Annotated in this window: 15 protein-coding genes; 5 read left to right on the top strand and 10 right to left on the bottom strand. The window is 71.7% G+C overall.

What is annotated here, in order from left to right; translation table 11 throughout:
* Nucleotides 1-17 precede the first annotated feature (17 nt).
* Complete coding sequence (locus tag H5368_RS10300; protein WP_182824282.1) at nt 18-1,289, top strand: cation:proton antiporter; 1,272 nt, start codon at nt 18-20, stop codon at nt 1,287-1,289.
* Nucleotides 1,290-1,340: 51 nt separating this feature from the next.
* Here the strand turns inward: H5368_RS10300 and H5368_RS10295 are convergent, their stop codons facing one another.
* The 10 genes from H5368_RS10295 to H5368_RS10250 all read right to left on the bottom strand — a co-directional run bounded on the left by H5368_RS10295 (nt 1,341) and on the right by H5368_RS10250 (nt 9,142).
* The gene (locus H5368_RS10295; RefSeq protein ID WP_182824280.1) at nt 1,341-1,817 is read right to left on the bottom strand and encodes a hypothetical protein; all 477 of its coding nucleotides are present in this window, start codon (nt 1,815-1,817) and stop codon (nt 1,341-1,343) included.
* A gap of 96 nt (nt 1,818-1,913) precedes the next feature.
* On the bottom strand, nt 1,914-2,654 hold the full coding sequence (gene fabG / locus H5368_RS10290) for a 3-oxoacyl-ACP reductase FabG (RefSeq protein ID WP_182824278.1): 741 nt from the start codon (nt 2,652-2,654) through the stop codon (nt 1,914-1,916).
* 7 nt (nt 2,655-2,661) lie between these two features.
* On the bottom strand, nt 2,662-3,063 hold the full coding sequence (locus tag H5368_RS10285; RefSeq protein ID WP_182825240.1) for a phosphotransferase: 402 nt from the start codon (nt 3,061-3,063) through the stop codon (nt 2,662-2,664).
* Nucleotides 3,064-3,107: 44 nt separating this feature from the next.
* Nucleotides 3,108-5,435 (bottom strand): MMPL family transporter, encoded by a 2,328-nt coding sequence (locus tag H5368_RS10280; RefSeq protein WP_182824276.1) that lies wholly within the window; start codon nt 5,433-5,435, stop codon nt 3,108-3,110.
* The gene (locus H5368_RS10275) at nt 5,432-5,962 is read right to left on the bottom strand and encodes a LolA-related protein (RefSeq protein WP_221441915.1); all 531 of its coding nucleotides are present in this window, start codon (nt 5,960-5,962) and stop codon (nt 5,432-5,434) included. The genes H5368_RS10280 and H5368_RS10275 overlap by 4 nt, the downstream gene beginning before the upstream one ends.
* 37 nt (nt 5,963-5,999) lie before the next feature.
* Nucleotides 6,000-7,055 carry an acyltransferase gene (locus H5368_RS10270; protein WP_182824274.1) on the bottom strand — a complete coding sequence of 352 codons (1,056 nt, stop codon included), beginning with the start codon at nt 7,053-7,055 and terminating at the stop codon, nt 6,000-6,002.
* Nucleotides 7,052-7,330, bottom strand: a complete 279-nt coding sequence (locus H5368_RS10265) for a hypothetical protein (RefSeq protein ID WP_182824272.1) — start codon at nt 7,328-7,330, stop codon at nt 7,052-7,054. Before H5368_RS10265 ends, H5368_RS10270 begins: the two co-directional genes overlap by 4 nt.
* 17 nt (nt 7,331-7,347) lie before the next feature.
* On the bottom strand, nt 7,348-8,103 hold the full coding sequence (locus H5368_RS10260; RefSeq protein WP_182825238.1) for a lysophospholipid acyltransferase family protein: 756 nt from the start codon (nt 8,101-8,103) through the stop codon (nt 7,348-7,350).
* Nucleotides 8,104-8,162: 59 nt separating this feature from the next.
* Complete coding sequence (locus H5368_RS10255; protein WP_182824270.1) at nt 8,163-8,846, bottom strand: ketosynthase; 684 nt, start codon at nt 8,844-8,846, stop codon at nt 8,163-8,165.
* 29 nt (nt 8,847-8,875) lie between these two features.
* Complete coding sequence (locus tag H5368_RS10250) at nt 8,876-9,142, bottom strand: phosphopantetheine-binding protein (protein WP_182824268.1); 267 nt, start codon at nt 9,140-9,142, stop codon at nt 8,876-8,878.
* 114 nt (nt 9,143-9,256) lie between these two features.
* Between H5368_RS10250 and H5368_RS10245 the strand changes: the two genes are divergently transcribed.
* From H5368_RS10245 to H5368_RS10230, 4 genes are all read left to right on the top strand, one after another.
* Nucleotides 9,257-10,612 (top strand): NAD(P)/FAD-dependent oxidoreductase, encoded by a 1,356-nt coding sequence (locus tag H5368_RS10245; RefSeq protein WP_182825236.1) that lies wholly within the window; start codon nt 9,257-9,259, stop codon nt 10,610-10,612.
* Nucleotides 10,609-11,631, top strand: a complete 1,023-nt coding sequence (locus tag H5368_RS10240) for a pteridine-dependent deoxygenase (RefSeq protein ID WP_182824266.1) — start codon at nt 10,609-10,611, stop codon at nt 11,629-11,631. The genes H5368_RS10245 and H5368_RS10240 overlap by 4 nt, the downstream gene beginning before the upstream one ends.
* A gap of 203 nt (nt 11,632-11,834) precedes the next feature.
* Nucleotides 11,835-12,245: a hypothetical protein gene (locus H5368_RS10235; protein WP_182824265.1), complete on the top strand. Its 411-nt coding sequence runs from the start codon at nt 11,835-11,837 to the stop codon at nt 12,243-12,245.
* The gene (locus H5368_RS10230) at nt 12,238-13,842 is read left to right on the top strand and encodes a PA domain-containing protein (protein ID WP_182824264.1); all 1,605 of its coding nucleotides are present in this window, start codon (nt 12,238-12,240) and stop codon (nt 13,840-13,842) included. The genes H5368_RS10235 and H5368_RS10230 overlap by 8 nt, the downstream gene beginning before the upstream one ends.
* Nucleotides 13,843-13,923: the final 81 nt, after the last annotated feature.

Raw genomic sequence — 13,923 nt, 5'->3', positions numbered from 1 at the left:
CGCATTCCAGGACCACCATGCACCACAGCCCCCTGCTCCTGCAGCTCGTGATCATCCTCGCCACCGCGCGCGCCTGCGGCCTGCTGCTGCGCCATGTGGGCCAGCCGCCGGTGATCGGCGAGATGGCGGCCGGCCTGCTGCTGGGGCCGATCGTGTTCGGCGCCTGGTTCCCTGACATCCACGCGGTGGTGTTCGCGCGGGAGTCGCTCCCGGGCCTGTCCTCGCTCGCCGAGCTCGGGCTGGTGTTGTTCATGTTCATCGTCGGCGTGGAGTTGCGCGCACCCAATGGCGTGCGTGCGCAGCTGCGTTCCGCGGGCCTTGTAGGCGTAGCCAGCGTGCTGGTACCGATGGCGCTCGGCTTCGCCGCCGCGCCCTGGCTGCACGCCTACGCCCCGCCGGGCGTCGGGTTCTTCCCGTTCGCACTGTTCATGGCGGCGGCGATGTCGATCACCGCCTTCCCGATCCTGGCGCGCATCCTGAAGGAACGCGCCATGACCCACACGCCACTCGGTCGGCTGGCGCTGAGCGGCGCGGCGATCGCCGACGTGCTGGCCTGGGTGATGCTGGCGCTGGTGGTGGCCATGGTCGGTGCCGGCGACGGCTATGCCGGATTCATCCGCACCACGGTTGGCCTGGCCCTGATGGCGGTGCTGGTGTTCGGCGTGCTGCGTCCGCTGTACGGCTGGCTGCTGCGCACCCACGCCGCCGATGGCGTGCCGTCGCTGATGGTGCTGGCGGCGCTGCTGATCGGCGCCTTCGCCTGCGCCGCGGTCACCGAATGGCTGGGCGTGCACGCGGTCTTCGGCGCGTTCCTGTTCGGTGCGTGCCTGCCGCGAGACGATCGCCTGCTGAGGTCGCTGATCGACCGCGTGGAGTATCTGGCGATCGTGGTACTGATGCCGATCTTCTTTGCCCTGGCCGGGCTCAACACCACGCGTGACGCGTTCGTGGGTGCCGGACTCGGCGCGATGGCGCTGATCCTGGCAGTCGCGGTGCTCGGCAAGGTGCTGGGCGGGGCGATCGGCGCGCGACTTTCCGGTCACGGCTGGCGCGAGAGCTTCGCGGTGGGATCCCTGATGAACGCGCGGGCGCTGATGGAACTCATCGTGATGAAGGTCGGCCTCGACGCCGGCATCATCGGCCCGGACCTGTTCACCATGCTGCTGGTCATGGCCATCCTGACGACCGTCATGACCGGGCCACTGCTCAGCCTGTCGCTGGGGCGGCGCGCCCCGTCCGTTGCCGCTGCTGGCACGGTGCCGGTGGCGGACCGGACGACCCCCGGCTGATCACGTCGGTCAGCGCACGCCGGTCAGGGCGCGCTGGTCACGCTGCGCTGGTCAGGGCGCGGGGGTCGGTGCCATCGGCGCCTGCAGCGGCGGCGGGTTTGGCACGTAGATCGCCACGCCGCGGCCCAGCTTCTGGCGCGGACTGATGCTGACCCCGATCCCGGCGCTGGTGTGGCTGCTGCCACCGAAACGCCCGCCGCCGGCGCCCACGCTCACGCCACTGCCGCCATAGCCGTCGGCGGTGCCCTGGAACAGGATGCCGTTGGCGCCCAGCGATGCGGCCTCCTCGCGCAGCTTGCGCAGCACCGCATTGGTCTTGTTCTGCTCGCCGTAGGTCAATGCCCCACTGCTGGTTTCCAGGATCGCGACCTCCTCGAACGCCACCGGCGGCGCGCCGTAGTACACGCGGACCTGGGCGGGATCGATCGGCGCGCGCGGCGTGCCGGTGAGGATGTGCGAGGACGCGCAGCCGGCCAGCAGCAACACGGCGCTGGCAGCGGCGAAGCGGAATGCGTGTGTGGCGGTCATGGCGGCACCTGCGCGGGCGATGGATGGAAATCATCCGCCGGCGATGATGAACCCTGCGTCAGCGGGCCGCGGGTTGCGGTCGCCGGCCTCCGTCGCTCAGCCCATGCCGCCGTTGACGCCGATCACCTGGCCGGTGACGTAGCTGGCCGCCTCCGAGCACAGGAATGCGATCACCGCCGCCACTTCGTCCGGGGTACCGGCACGTCCCGCGGGCACCATCTGCTTTACCAGCTCCGGCGCGAACGCGGCCTCGGCCATGCGTCCCGCGATCACGCCCGGCGCGACCACGTTGACGGTGATGTTGCGCGACGCCATCTCGCGCGCCAGCGATTTCGACGCGCCATGCAGGGCGGCCTTGGCCGCGGCGTAGTTGGCCTGGCCACGGTTGCCGAGCACCGCGGCGACGCTCGACACGCTGACGATGCGCCCCCAGCGCGTCCGCGCCATGGGCAGCAGCAGCGGTTGGGTGACGTGGAAGAAGCCGTGCAGCGACACGTCGATGACGCGCTTCCACTGCGCGTCGGACATGCCCGCCATCGGTGCGTCGTCGTGGATGCCGGCGTTGTTGACCAGCACCTGGACGGGGCCGCCGGCGAGCAGGCTGTCGATCGCGGCACGCGTCGCATCGCCGTCGGCGACGTCGAACGCGACCGCGTCGGCACTGCCGCCTGCTTCGCGGATCGCATCCGCCACCGCCTGCGCACGCGCGAGGTTGGCATTGCCGTGCACGACCACGTGCAGGCCGGCCGCGGCCAGCTGCCGGCAGATCGCGCCGCCGAGGTCGCCGCTGCCGCCGGTGACCAGCGCGCGTCGTGCAGTGTGGTTGGATGTGTTCATGCGCGGATTATCGCGGCATCGCCGCGGCGTCCGCGAGCATCACCGCCGCGCGCCCCTCGGCCAGCAGCACGCCGGCATGGTGGATGCGGAACGCGTACTGCTGGCTGGCCTCGCCTTCCATCAGCAGCTCGGCCTCGCACTCCAGCGCGCCGGCCAGGTGATCGATGCGGGCGCAGTGGAGCTCCACGCCGCGCAGCGCGACCAGCATGCCGGCGCGCGCGGCATCGCCACCGGATGCGCGCGCGCGCAGGCCGCCGTGCACCGCCATCGCCTGCGCGCCGTACTCGCACAGGTGCACCGCGCGCAGCATGTCGCCGCTGCGCAGCGGATGCGCGGGATCGCGGTGGTTGCCGGCGCGCAGGCGGATGCGGGTGGCGTCGAAGTCGAGCACTTCGTCCCACAGGCACATGGCGCCCTGGTGCGGGATGAGCGCGAGGATCTCCTGGCGCGTGATCACCGGCGCGCCTCCTCCGGCGCGTGGCGCGACACCAGCAACGCAAGAACGAAGTTGGACAGCACGCCGAGCGCGACCGTGCTGCCGATCGCGCGCAGCACCGGGATCGACGACAGCGCCAGCAGGCTGAACACCAGCAGGGTCATCAGGCTGCACACCACCACCGCGTGCAGGGTGCGCAGCTGGTCGGCGCGGTCGTCACCGGCATGCTCGAAGAACAGCGCGTAATCGAGGCCAAGGCCGGCGGCGAGGATCAGCGCCACCAGGTGGAACAGGTTGAGTTCCACGCCCAGACCGCGCAGCACCGCCAGCACCACCAGCGTGGTCAGCGCCATCGGCAGCAGCACGCGTATGACGCGCCTGGCCGAGCGCAGCGCGATCCACACCGTCGCCGCGAGCAGCAGCGCGGCGATCGCCAGCGCGGCCAGCACGCGGCCGCGGTACTCGGCGACCAGCGATTCGGACGCGGCCTTCATGTCGAGCAGCTCGCCGCCGGCGTCGGCCGCCACGCGCGCCACGGCGGCCGGATCGGCCAGGCCGCTCAGCGACACCAGCGCCGTGGCGCCGGCTTCGCCTTCCAGCAGCAGGCCGTCCACGCTGCCAGCCAACGGCGTACCGCGCAGGTCGGCGGCGCGCAGCGGTGGCGCGGTGCGTGCGTGTTCGACATCGGCCAGGAACGGCGCAAAGGCGTCCTCGCGGAACGGCGAATCCCGCAGCGCGGTCGCCAGCGCGGCCTGCAGCGTGGGCGGGTCCGGCAGGCGCGCCTGGCGTGCGCGCTGCGTGGCCGCGGACGGCAGGTAACGCGCCGCGCTGTCGTAGCCGTCGATCGCACCCGACGCCACCAGCGCATCCAGCCGCGGGTGGATGGCTTCGGCCGCGGCCAGCGCGGCATCGCCATCGGCGCCGCGCAACACCAGCACGTAGCGCACGTCGGGTGCGCCGAGCTCGTCGCGCAGCCGGGTGTCGAGCGCCATTGCGTCATCGGGCACCGGCGTCAGGCGCGAGAGGTCGTTTTCCCAGAATGGCGTGCGCACGGTCGCCAGCACCGCGACGCAGGCGATGGCCAGTACCAGCAGCGACCAGCGCGGGCGCGGCAGGCGGTTGATGCCTCGCCACAGCGCCTGCACGCGGGGGAAGTCGGCTGTGTCGCGCGGCGACGGGTCGACCAGCGGCGGCAGGCCGTAGCGCGTGGCCAGCGCCGCGGCCGCGAGCGCGGCAATGGTGAACACCGCCAGCTGGCGCAGGCCGTCGACGCCGGAGAACAGGAACGTCAGGTACGAGATGCAGGTGGCGATGACGCCGGTGGCCAGCGTCGGCCACAGCTGGCGCACGTTGCGCTGCGGGGTGAGGCCGGCGCGCTGGTGGCTGAAGAAGTGGATCGGATAGTCCTGCACCACGCCGATCAGGGTGAAGCCGAACGCCACGGTGATGCCGTGCACGGCCTCGAACATCAGCGCCACGGCACCCAGCCCGGCGAGCCCGGCGGTGGCCAGCGGCAGCACGCCGAGCAGCGGCACGCGCCAGCTGCGATACGCGACCAACAGCAGCAGGATCAACGCGATGCTGTCGATCGCGCCGATCCACTGCGCCTCGCGCGCGGTGCGGCCGCCGATCTCGACCGAGAACGCGCCCGGGCCGGTCATGCGCAGCTGCGACGGTGCGCCGCCGCGGGCGGCGTCGAACGCGGCATACACCGCGTCGTACGCGCGCTGCTGGCCGGTGGGATCGAAGCCGCCGGCGTGGGTCTGCGCCAGCAGCAGAGCCTCGCTGCCGGCGCGGTCGAACCACACGCCGTGGATCCGCGACGGCGCCGCGGCCGGCTGCCAGGCCTCGGCCACCTTCAGCAGCTCCAACGTGGGATCGGACGGCAGCAGCGGCTCGATCATGGCAGCGACCGGCGAGCCGAGATCCTGCAGGCGTTCGTCGAGCTGCTCGGCAAGGTACGCGGCGTCCAGCGGCTGCGTATCGAAGCCGGGTGTCAGCAGGTAGCGGTAGGCGCGCAACGATTCCGGGATGGCATCGAGGTTGGCATCGCCGCCGTTGGCGACGAACTCGAAGTCGTCATTGGCGGCAAGCGTGGCCGCCAGTGCCTGCGACTGCGCGGCCAGCGCTTCGGGGTCGTCGCCCGACAGCGACAGCAGCAGCAGGCGCGTGCCGGGGCCGTCACCGAGTTCGTCGATCAGGAGCTTCTGCGCGGGCGTGCGCGGCTCCGGCATGAAGCGGCGCAGGTCGCCGCTCAGCGTGAGCTGCTGGCCCACCACCCAGCCGGCAAGCGCCAGCGCCGCCAGCCACAGCAGGGCCAGCGCGGTGCGGCGCGCGGGCGTCATTGCGTGCCGGCGCCGGGCTGGCGGCAGAGCGCGGCCAGCGTCGCCGCGTCGGCACCCACGCCAGCCGAACGCGCCGCGCCCGCCAGCAGCGTGCGCTGCAGCTCGCCATCGATCGGCCGCGTCTCGATGCAGCGCAGCTCCGCGCCGCGGCCGCGCAGGGTGATGTCGCGCAGCGTGGCAGCCAACGCGGGGTCACGCGGCGCAAGCACCAGCGTCCAGTCCTCGCGGCTCCCGCTCGCCGTGGTGCGGTAACTCTGCCCCAGCGCCGCGGTGTCGCCGCCCAGCAGCGCGCCGAAGCTGGCCTGCAGCCCGGCAAGTTCGGGCGCGCGCGACAGCGCGAAGCTGCGCGGCGCGCGGCTGCCGCGCACGATGGTGGCGCGGCCGCCGCGGATGGTGGTGGTCTCGACGTACGGCGCGCGGACCTCGCGTACCAGCGTGTCGGCGTCGGGGCGCGCGTAGACGCCCTCGATGCGCAGCGGGGCCTTCAGCATCGCCGAACCGCGCACCTCCACGAACGGCGTGCGCATCGGCGCCGGCCGTGCCAGCCGCGCCAGGATCCAGGCGCTATCGACCGCCGCCGGCTGCGCGAAGCACGGCAGTGCCGGCAGCGCGCACGCCGCCAGCAGCAGCAGCGTCCACCGGCGCGTCGGGCGCGGCGTCGCGCCCGGGCCCGGTGCCGGGCGCGGGATCGGGCGTGGTGTCTTGCAGGCTTCGATCGTGCTCACGGTCGCCCCAGAAGTCGTAGAAGTTGAACCAGTTGAATGGCGCAGCGCGGACATGATGTTCAAGGCGCGATGCGTAACGCGCGATGAGCGCCGGCAGCGCGGTGGCACGCTCGCGCCGCGGGATGGCCAGGCCGTCGGAAAAGGTTTCGAACACGAGGTCGTAGCGCGCGCCGCCGCGGTACAGGCCGAAGGCGAGCTGCACCGGCACGCCAAGCACCGCGGCCAGCTGCCACGGCGCCAGCGGGAACTGGGCCTCCGTGCCGAGGAAGGATGCCGGCAGTGACGGCTCGCCCGGCTGGGTGCGGTCGACCAGCAGCGCGATCACCGCGCCCTCGGCGGCCGCCCGCTGGATCTCGAACATGATCGCCGGACCGCCCTGGCTGGCATCGATCACCGACGACGCGATCTGCGGGTTGAGCGCGTCGAGCAGCGCGGTGACCGCGGGGCTGTGCGCCTTGTCCAGCACCACCCGGATCTGCACATCCGGGCGCTGCCGGCCCAGTACGCGCAACACCTCGAAGCTGCCGAGGTGGGAGCCGAACAGCAGCAGGCCCTGGCCGCGGTCGAGCACCTCGTGCAGGGGCCCCAGCCCGCTGATGCCGATGTCGAAGCGGCGCGTATCGCCCACCAGCAGGAACAGGCGGTCGAGGATCGTGGCGGCAAACGTATGGATATGGCGCGCCACATCGCGCAACCGCGCCGGCCGGCCCAGTGCCCGCGTCAGATAGGCGCGCGAGTCACGGCGTTCCTCGCGCCGGCGCAGCAGGAAGTACAGGGTGATCGGATACAGCAGCAGCCGCGCCGGTCCGCGCCCGCCGCGGCGGCTGATGGCGCTCAGCAGCCGCAGGGCCACGCGGCCCCCGCCTTCGCTGCGCTGCTTCCAGTGGCGGGTCATCCCGCCACCACCTCGCCGGTGGCGACCAGCACGTCGCCGGCCAGCACGCGGAAGCGCCAGCGCGGCGCTGCGCCATCGAGCACCACCGTCGCCGCGACCCCCGGCAGCAAGGGTGCGAGGAACTTGACCTGCGGCAGGCGCAGCGCCCCCAGGGGCACGTGCCCGTGTTCGATGGCGGCCAGCACGTGGTCGAGGATCACCACGCCGGGCACCAGCGGGTTGCCGGGGAAGTGCCCCGGCAGGCACGGATGGGTGGGCGCGACGACGAACTGCATGGCGTGGCGGGATGCGCTCAGGACGGGCGGCGCAGCAGCGCCTGCACGGAGGCATGCGCCGCATCGGCCAGGGCCTGGCGGGCGACGGGCCCGGTGTCGCCGCTGGTCGGCAGCGGCGCGCCGATGCGCACGCGGATGACCCCCGGGCGGACGCGGAACATGCTGTCGGGCGGCAGCACCGCGCCGGCGCCTTCGATGGCGACCGGCAGCACCTCCACGCCGGCATCGATCGCCGACTGGAACGCGCCGCCCTTGAACGGCGCCACCGTGCCGCTGCGGCTGCGCGTGCCCTCCGGGAACAGGCACAGGCTGTGGCCGTCGCGCAGCAGGGCTGCGGCCTGGCGCCGCAGCAGGGGTCCGGAGCGCGGGTTGTCGCGCTCGATGAACAGCATCCCGCAGGCGCGCGCATACCAGCCCACGAACGGTACCCGCGCCATCTCCTGCTTGAGCAGGAAGTGCAGCGGCACGGGAACCGCGCGGAACAGTGCGCAGATGTCGATGATCGACTGGTGGTTGGCGACCAGCAGGCGTGCGCGCGACCAGTCGATGTCCTCGGCGCCCTCGATCTCCAGGCGCGCGCCGGCACCGGCGATCAGCGTGGGCGCCCAGCCGCGCGCGGCCATCCGCAGCGCCAGGTCGCGGCGGCGCGTCAGCCCCAGCAGCAGCAGGGCGAGGCTGATCCAGCCCGCGGTCCAGGCCAGCATGAACACGAAACCGAGGGCATTGTGGGTACGCCAGGCGAGGCGAAGCGCGGCCGGTTCGGCCACTTCCATGTTGTCGACGCGGGTCTGCATCGGCAAAGCATACCAATGCCGCCAGGCGCGTCCGCCGTTCAGCGCAGGAAGTCGCGCCAGAACGCCGGGCCCAACCCCGACATCTGGCGCAGGAACGAGAGAAAACTGACATAGCGGCCCGGGAAACGCCGCTTGCGGTACATGAACTCGATCGCGAAGAACCCGCCGACCACCCCATACGTCAGCAGGTTCGCGAACAGCGACCACTGCTCCAGCGTGATCGACACCGGGGGCGAGATCCCCAGGCTGGCCAGCAGGCCACCTGGCTCCGCGGCAAGCGCCAGTGCGAGGTTGGCCAACGCCATGCCGCCGAGCACCCAGGCCCAGGCCGCCGTCAGGCCGCGGCTGTAGGACAGCAACTCCGGTGCCAGCGTGGCCGGCGTGGAGCCATCCAGCGCGGCCACGATGCGGGTGATCAACGCACCGTGCGGCGAGCGCAGGCTGCGCCCGAACACCCAGGCGACCAGCGCCACGAACGCCACCGGCACCAGCAGCAAGGGCACCCCGGCAAGGCCGGCAAGGTACAGCGCGTGGCAGGCCGCGAGCGACACGGGCAGCAGCAGCCACGCCCATGCGCGGCGCGCGGCGATGCCGGCTGCCAGCATCATCACCACCAGTGACAGCAGCGCCGCGTAGGCGAAGCGGCCGTCGCCGGTGGCGCTGGCGGCATGCGCCAGCAGCGCGTACGCGACCGCCATCACCACCTGCAGGCCGAGGACCATGGACGTCGTCCCCGCGGCAGCGCGCGCGTTCAGGTGCGCTGCTGCTCGACGTGCGCCGACAACGCGCGCAGCGAGGCGAAGATGCGCAGGTTTTCCTCGTTGTCCGAACGCAGCTGGAAGCCGTAGCGCTTGCCGACCGCCAGCGCGAGCTCGAGCGCATCGATCGAATCCAGGCCCAGCCCGGTGTTGAACAGCGGCGCCTCCGGGTCGATGGCGGCCGGATCGACGTCCTCGAGGTTCAGGCTTTCGACCAGGAGTTCGGCGAGTTCGCGTTCGGCGGCGGTCTGGCTGGACATCTGCGGATTCCGGTGGCGGCTGGGTCGTGGCGACCGTTGCACGCCGGCCCTCTGGCTGGCGGCACGCTATCATCTGCGCCCCTCAATCATCGCATGGCCGCCAAGCGCCGCGAAATGCCGAACACGATCGAAGACACGGACGCCTCCACGCACGACATCGACACCGACGTACTGGTGATCGGTGGCGGCCCCGCCGGCTCCACCGCTGCCACCCTGCTGGCCCGGCGCGGCTGGCGCGTGCTGATGCTGGAAAAGGCGCTGCACCCGCGCTTCCACATCGGCGAGTCGCTGCTGCCGATGAACATGCCCATCCTCGAGCGGCTCGGGGTGCTGGAGCAGGTGCGCGCGATCGGCGTGCACAAGCGCGGCGCGGACTTCACCGTGCAGGACGCGTCGGGCAGGACCAACGTGTTCCGTTTCGATCGCGCGCTCGACGCGGGCTTCGACCATGCGTTCCAGGTCAAGCGCGAGGAGTTCGACGAGCTGCTGTTCCGCCACGCGCGCGACAACGGCGTGGACGCGCGCGAACAGGCGCAGGTGGAAGCGGTCGACTTCGAAGCCGGCCGGCCGGCGCGTGCCCGCGCGCGCCAGGCGGACGGGAGCATGCTGCGCGTGCGCATGCGCTACGTGGTCGACGCCAGCGGCCGGGACACGTTCGTCGGCCGCAAGCTCAAGCTCAAGCAGAAGAGCCGCCAGCACCAGTCGGCGGCGATCTTCAGCCATTTCCGCGGCGTCGAGCGCCGCCCGGGGCTGGATGCCGGCAATGTCACCGTCGACCGCTTCGAGCACGGCTGGTGCTGGCTGATCCCGCTGCGCGACGACGTGATGAGCGTCGGCGCGGTGTGCCACCCGGCTTACCTGAAGCAACGCCGCGGCAACAACGACGATTTCCTGATGCAGACCCTGGCGCTGGCGCCGTCGGTTGCCGCGCGCATGCGCGGGGCCGAGCGCGTGGCACCGGTGCATGCGACGGGCAACTATTCCTATGGCTGCAGCCGCATGGCCGGCGCCGGCTGGGTGATGGCCGGCGACGCGTTCGCGTTCATCGACCCGGTGTTCTCGGCCGGCGTGTACCTGGCGATGAAGAGCGCCGAGCGCGCGGCCGACGTCGTCGACGGCAGCCTGCGCGAGCCGGCGCGCGAGCGCGCCCTGCAGCGCGCCATGGACCGGCACCTGCGCGGCGGCCTGCGGCATTTCACGTGGTTCATCCACCGCTTCACCACGCCGGTGATGCAGCGCCTGTTCGCCAATCCGCGCAATACGCTGCAGCTCGAGCAGGCCGTGGTCTCGATGCTGGCCGGCGACGTGTTCGACAACCGCCGCGTGCTGCGGCGGCTGCGCGTGTTCCGCCTGCTGTACGCGGCCAACGCCGTGGTGATCGCGCCGCAGGCGCTGCGCGGCTGGCTGCGCCGGCGCCGCCAGGTCAATGAACAGTTCAGCGGCGACACGCTGCAGGACGGCAATCCATGAGCCACCTGCCGGATGCCTCGCCCGCCGCGCCGCGGCTCGCCGTCGATTACGTCCACGCCGATGCGCCCGGGGCCTTGCTCGGCGACGACACGCTGGCGGTGTTCGGCTTCGGTGCGGCCGTCCCGCAGGCGCTCGCCGATCCGCGCTACCTGCGCGTGCCGCTGGAGCCGCATGGCGATGCGCCGTACGAAGTCTGGCGCGCCAACGCGCCGGTGATGCGTGGCCGCGACGGCGACATCCAGTGGGCAAGCGATGGCCAGCTGCTGTTCGGCGCCATCGAAGTGGACGAAGGCGAAGGCGGCATCGAGGCGGCGGCGCGCCATGCCTACGCGCGCCTGGTGGCATTCACCCGCGACAGCCGCACGCCGCACCTGCTGCGCATCTGGAACTACATCGACGCGATCACCGTCGGCCAGGGCGACGCGGAACGCTACCGCGCGTTCTGCATCGGCCGCGCCGGCGGCCTCGGTGATTTCGATGCGCGCGCGCTGCCGGCGGCCACCGCCATCGGCCGCTGCGACGAGGCGCGCGTGGTGCAGGTCTACTGGCTGGCCGCGCACGCGCCCGGCACGCCGGTCGAAAACCCGCGCCAGGTCAGCGCCTACCACTACCCGCGCCAGTACGGCCCGCAGCCGCCGAGCTTCGCCCGCGCCATGCTGGCCGCCGACGGCAGCGCGATGCCGCTGCTGCTGTCGGGCACGGCCGCCGTGGTCGGGCATGCCTCGATGCACGAAGGCGAACTGCTGGCGCAGGTGGACGAGACTTTCGCCAACTTCGACGCGCTGCTGGCGAGCGCGCGCGCGCGTTGCCCGGGATTGCCGCCGCGCTTTGGCGACGGCACGCGGCTCAAGGTGTACGTGCGCGACCGCGCGGACCTGCCGGTGGTGGCCGCCGCGCTTGAGCGCCGGTTCGGCGACACCGTGCCGCGCGTGCTGCTGCACGCGGCCATCTGCCGGCGCGAACTGGCCGTCGAGATCGACGGCGTGCACGGCAGCCCGGTGCTCCCGGTCACATCCTGAACAGGCAGCCGCTCACAATACCGTGGCGTTCTGTTGCGCTGCAAGATTGATGATCGGGGAAAAAAAGATGCAGACTCGGGCCGGGCCAGACGACATCGACCTGCCTGCTGCATCCACTCTTTGATTTGACCAAGGAGCACCGCCGGGGGGACGGTGGCATCGACCACTGCATCCCGCGCGCCTCCATTCCGAGGATCGCCCTGATGAAATGCCCCACCCTGTTGCTGCTGGCCGGCCTGACCGCCGGTTTTGCCGCGCATGCGTCCGAGCCGGCCGTGACCGACTCCGATGCCACCGGCAGCTTTGCCGGCGTTACCGTTGCCATCGATCCCGCCACCGGCCGCCTGCGCGCGCCGACCGCGTCCGAGCAGGCGGCGCTGCGCAACGCCGCGAGCCGCATGCGGACCGATACGTCCATGTCGATCGCCAAGCCGGGCCCGAAGACCCGCGCCGAAGCCGAACGCACCATGCGCCGCCATCCCGATGGCCGCGTCAGCATGCAGGTGTCCGAGGACATGATGTCGAATGTCATCGCCACCCAGCAGGCCGATGGCAGCATCGTGATCACCCACGGCGACCACGCCCCCGCCACGGAGGGCGCCGCCCATGAATAAGACTTTGCTTGCGTGCGCACTGGCCGTCGCCTCGGTGGCCGCCATCGGCACCGCCCAGGCCGCGACCATCATCCCGGTCAACATGAACGCCGCTGGCGTGGGCCTCAACGATCCGACCCCGGCGGTGCCGGTCGGCAACAACCCCGGCAAGACGGTCGGCGAACAGCGCCAGATCGTGTACCAGTTCGCGGCCGACCTGTGGGGCGCGGTGCTGGAAAGCGACGTGGACATCCGCGTGCGCGCCCAGTTCACCCCGCTGGCCTGCGAGGCCGCCAGCGGCGTTCTCGGCTCCGCCGGCGCGCGCTTCATCCAGCGTGACTTCGAAGGCGCCGTGCCGGCCACCTGGTACGGCGAAGCGCTCGCCAACGCCATCGCCGGCGAGAACCTGTCGCCCACCGAAGACGAGATCAACAGCAACTTCAACTCCAACCTGGGCACCCCGGGCTGCCTGGAGAACTCCGGCTGGTACTACGGCCTCGACGGCAACACCCCGGCGGGGAGGATCAACTTCCTCGACGTGGTGATGCACGAGATCGGCCACGGCCTGAACTTCCAGGGCTTCCACAACCTGACCACGGGCGCGCCGCAGAGCGGTTTCACCGACATCTACTCGTCCTTCGTCTACGACAACGCCACCAGCAAGGCCTGGAACGCGATGACCAACGCCGAGCGCGCGGCCGCCGCGAAGTCCGACGCGCTGGTATGGACCGGCGACGAAGTCACCTCGCAGGTGCCGGATGCACTGGGCCCGCTGGTGCGCCTGTTTGTTTCCGGTGGCCTGACCGCGCAGTACGACTACGGCACCGCGTCGTTCGGCGCCACCGCCACGCCGGCGAACTTCAACGGGCAGATCGTGCTCGTCGGTGACGGCAGCGCCAACCCCACCCAGGGATGCGTCGCGTCGCCGGCCGGTGCGTACGCCGGCAAGGTCGCGCTGGTCGACCGCGGCACCTGCGCGTTCGAGATCAAGGCGAACCACGCCCAGAACGCCGGCGCGATCGCGGTGATCGTGGCGAACAACGTCGAGGCTATCGCGGGCATGGCCGAGGATCCCTCGGTGAATGCCACGGTGCCGACGATCATGGTCGCGCTGTCGGCGGGCAATGCCATCAAGGCCGTGCTGCCGAACGCCAACGCCGCGCTCCAGGCCGTCCCGGGCTCCTTCGCGGGCTCCGATACACAGGGCCGTGCGCGCCTGTACTCCCCGGCTGTGCTGGCCACTGGCTCGACGTTCTCGCACTTCGACGTCAGCCATGCGCCCAACGCGCTGATGGAGCCGTCGATCAACCAGGACCTGGACGGCAACCTGCGCCTCGACCTGACGCCCGCGCTGTACTCGGACATGGGCTGGACGCTGAACCAGGGCAACGCCGCGACCCGCAATGGACGCTGCGACACCGGCGTGCCGGTGTTCGACGCCGACGTCATCGGGCTGGTCGGTGGTGCCAACCTGCAGGCGGCGGCTGCGATGTGCAGCAGCACGATCAAGAACAAGGCCGGCCTCGCGTCCTGCCTGGCTCCGTTCGTGGCCAAGCTGCGCTCGGTCGGTGCCATCCCGGCGAGCGCGGAAGCCTCGCTGCGCAAGTGCTCGCTGTAATACGCGTCACGCGTTGAGGTAGTTCCAGGGCCGGCGCTCCTTCGGGGGCGCCGGCTTTTTCATGGGCCCCGATGCGCCGCC

This window comes from Luteimonas sp. MC1782 (genome assembly GCF_014164605.1).
Lineage (GTDB): Bacteria > Pseudomonadota > Gammaproteobacteria > Xanthomonadales > Xanthomonadaceae > Luteimonas.
The sequence above is the reverse complement of the archived record's forward strand: the minus strand, read 5'-3'. Positions and strand labels throughout refer to the sequence as shown.

What these genes read in the sequence shown, in the direction of transcription:
- H5368_RS10240 (WP_182824266.1), top strand. Translation starts at nt 10,609, where the DNA reads ATGAGCCACCTGCCGGATGCCTCGCCCGCCGCGCCGCGGCTCGCCGTC.
- H5368_RS10245 (WP_182825236.1), top strand. Translation starts at nt 9,257, where the DNA reads ATGCCGAACACGATCGAAGACACGGACGCCTCCACGCACGACATCGAC.
- fabG (WP_182824278.1), bottom strand. Translation starts at nt 2,654, where the DNA reads ATGAACACATCCAACCACACTGCACGACGCGCGCTGGTCACCGGCGGC.
- H5368_RS10255 (WP_182824270.1), bottom strand. Translation starts at nt 8,846, where the DNA reads ATGGTCCTCGGCCTGCAGGTGGTGATGGCGGTCGCGTACGCGCTGCTG.
- H5368_RS10235 (WP_182824265.1), top strand. Translation starts at nt 11,835, where the DNA reads ATGAAATGCCCCACCCTGTTGCTGCTGGCCGGCCTGACCGCCGGTTTT.
- H5368_RS10230 (WP_182824264.1), top strand. Translation starts at nt 12,238, where the DNA reads ATGAATAAGACTTTGCTTGCGTGCGCACTGGCCGTCGCCTCGGTGGCC.
- H5368_RS10285 (WP_182825240.1), bottom strand. Translation starts at nt 3,063, where the DNA reads ATGTGCCTGTGGGACGAAGTGCTCGACTTCGACGCCACCCGCATCCGC.
- H5368_RS10280 (WP_182824276.1), bottom strand. Translation starts at nt 5,435, where the DNA reads ATGACGCCCGCGCGCCGCACCGCGCTGGCCCTGCTGTGGCTGGCGGCG.
- H5368_RS10295 (WP_182824280.1), bottom strand. Translation starts at nt 1,817, where the DNA reads ATGACCGCCACACACGCATTCCGCTTCGCCGCTGCCAGCGCCGTGTTG.
- H5368_RS10300 (WP_182824282.1), top strand. Translation starts at nt 18, where the DNA reads ATGCACCACAGCCCCCTGCTCCTGCAGCTCGTGATCATCCTCGCCACC.
- H5368_RS10260 (WP_182825238.1), bottom strand. Translation starts at nt 8,103, where the DNA reads ATGGAAGTGGCCGAACCGGCCGCGCTTCGCCTCGCCTGGCGTACCCAC.
- H5368_RS10275 (WP_221441915.1), bottom strand. Translation starts at nt 5,962, where the DNA reads ATGCGCACGCCGTTCGTGGAGGTGCGCGGTTCGGCGATGCTGAAGGCC.
- H5368_RS10250 (WP_182824268.1), bottom strand. Translation starts at nt 9,142, where the DNA reads ATGTCCAGCCAGACCGCCGCCGAACGCGAACTCGCCGAACTCCTGGTC.
- H5368_RS10265 (WP_182824272.1), bottom strand. Translation starts at nt 7,330, where the DNA reads ATGCAGTTCGTCGTCGCGCCCACCCATCCGTGCCTGCCGGGGCACTTC.
- H5368_RS10270 (WP_182824274.1), bottom strand. Translation starts at nt 7,055, where the DNA reads ATGACCCGCCACTGGAAGCAGCGCAGCGAAGGCGGGGGCCGCGTGGCC.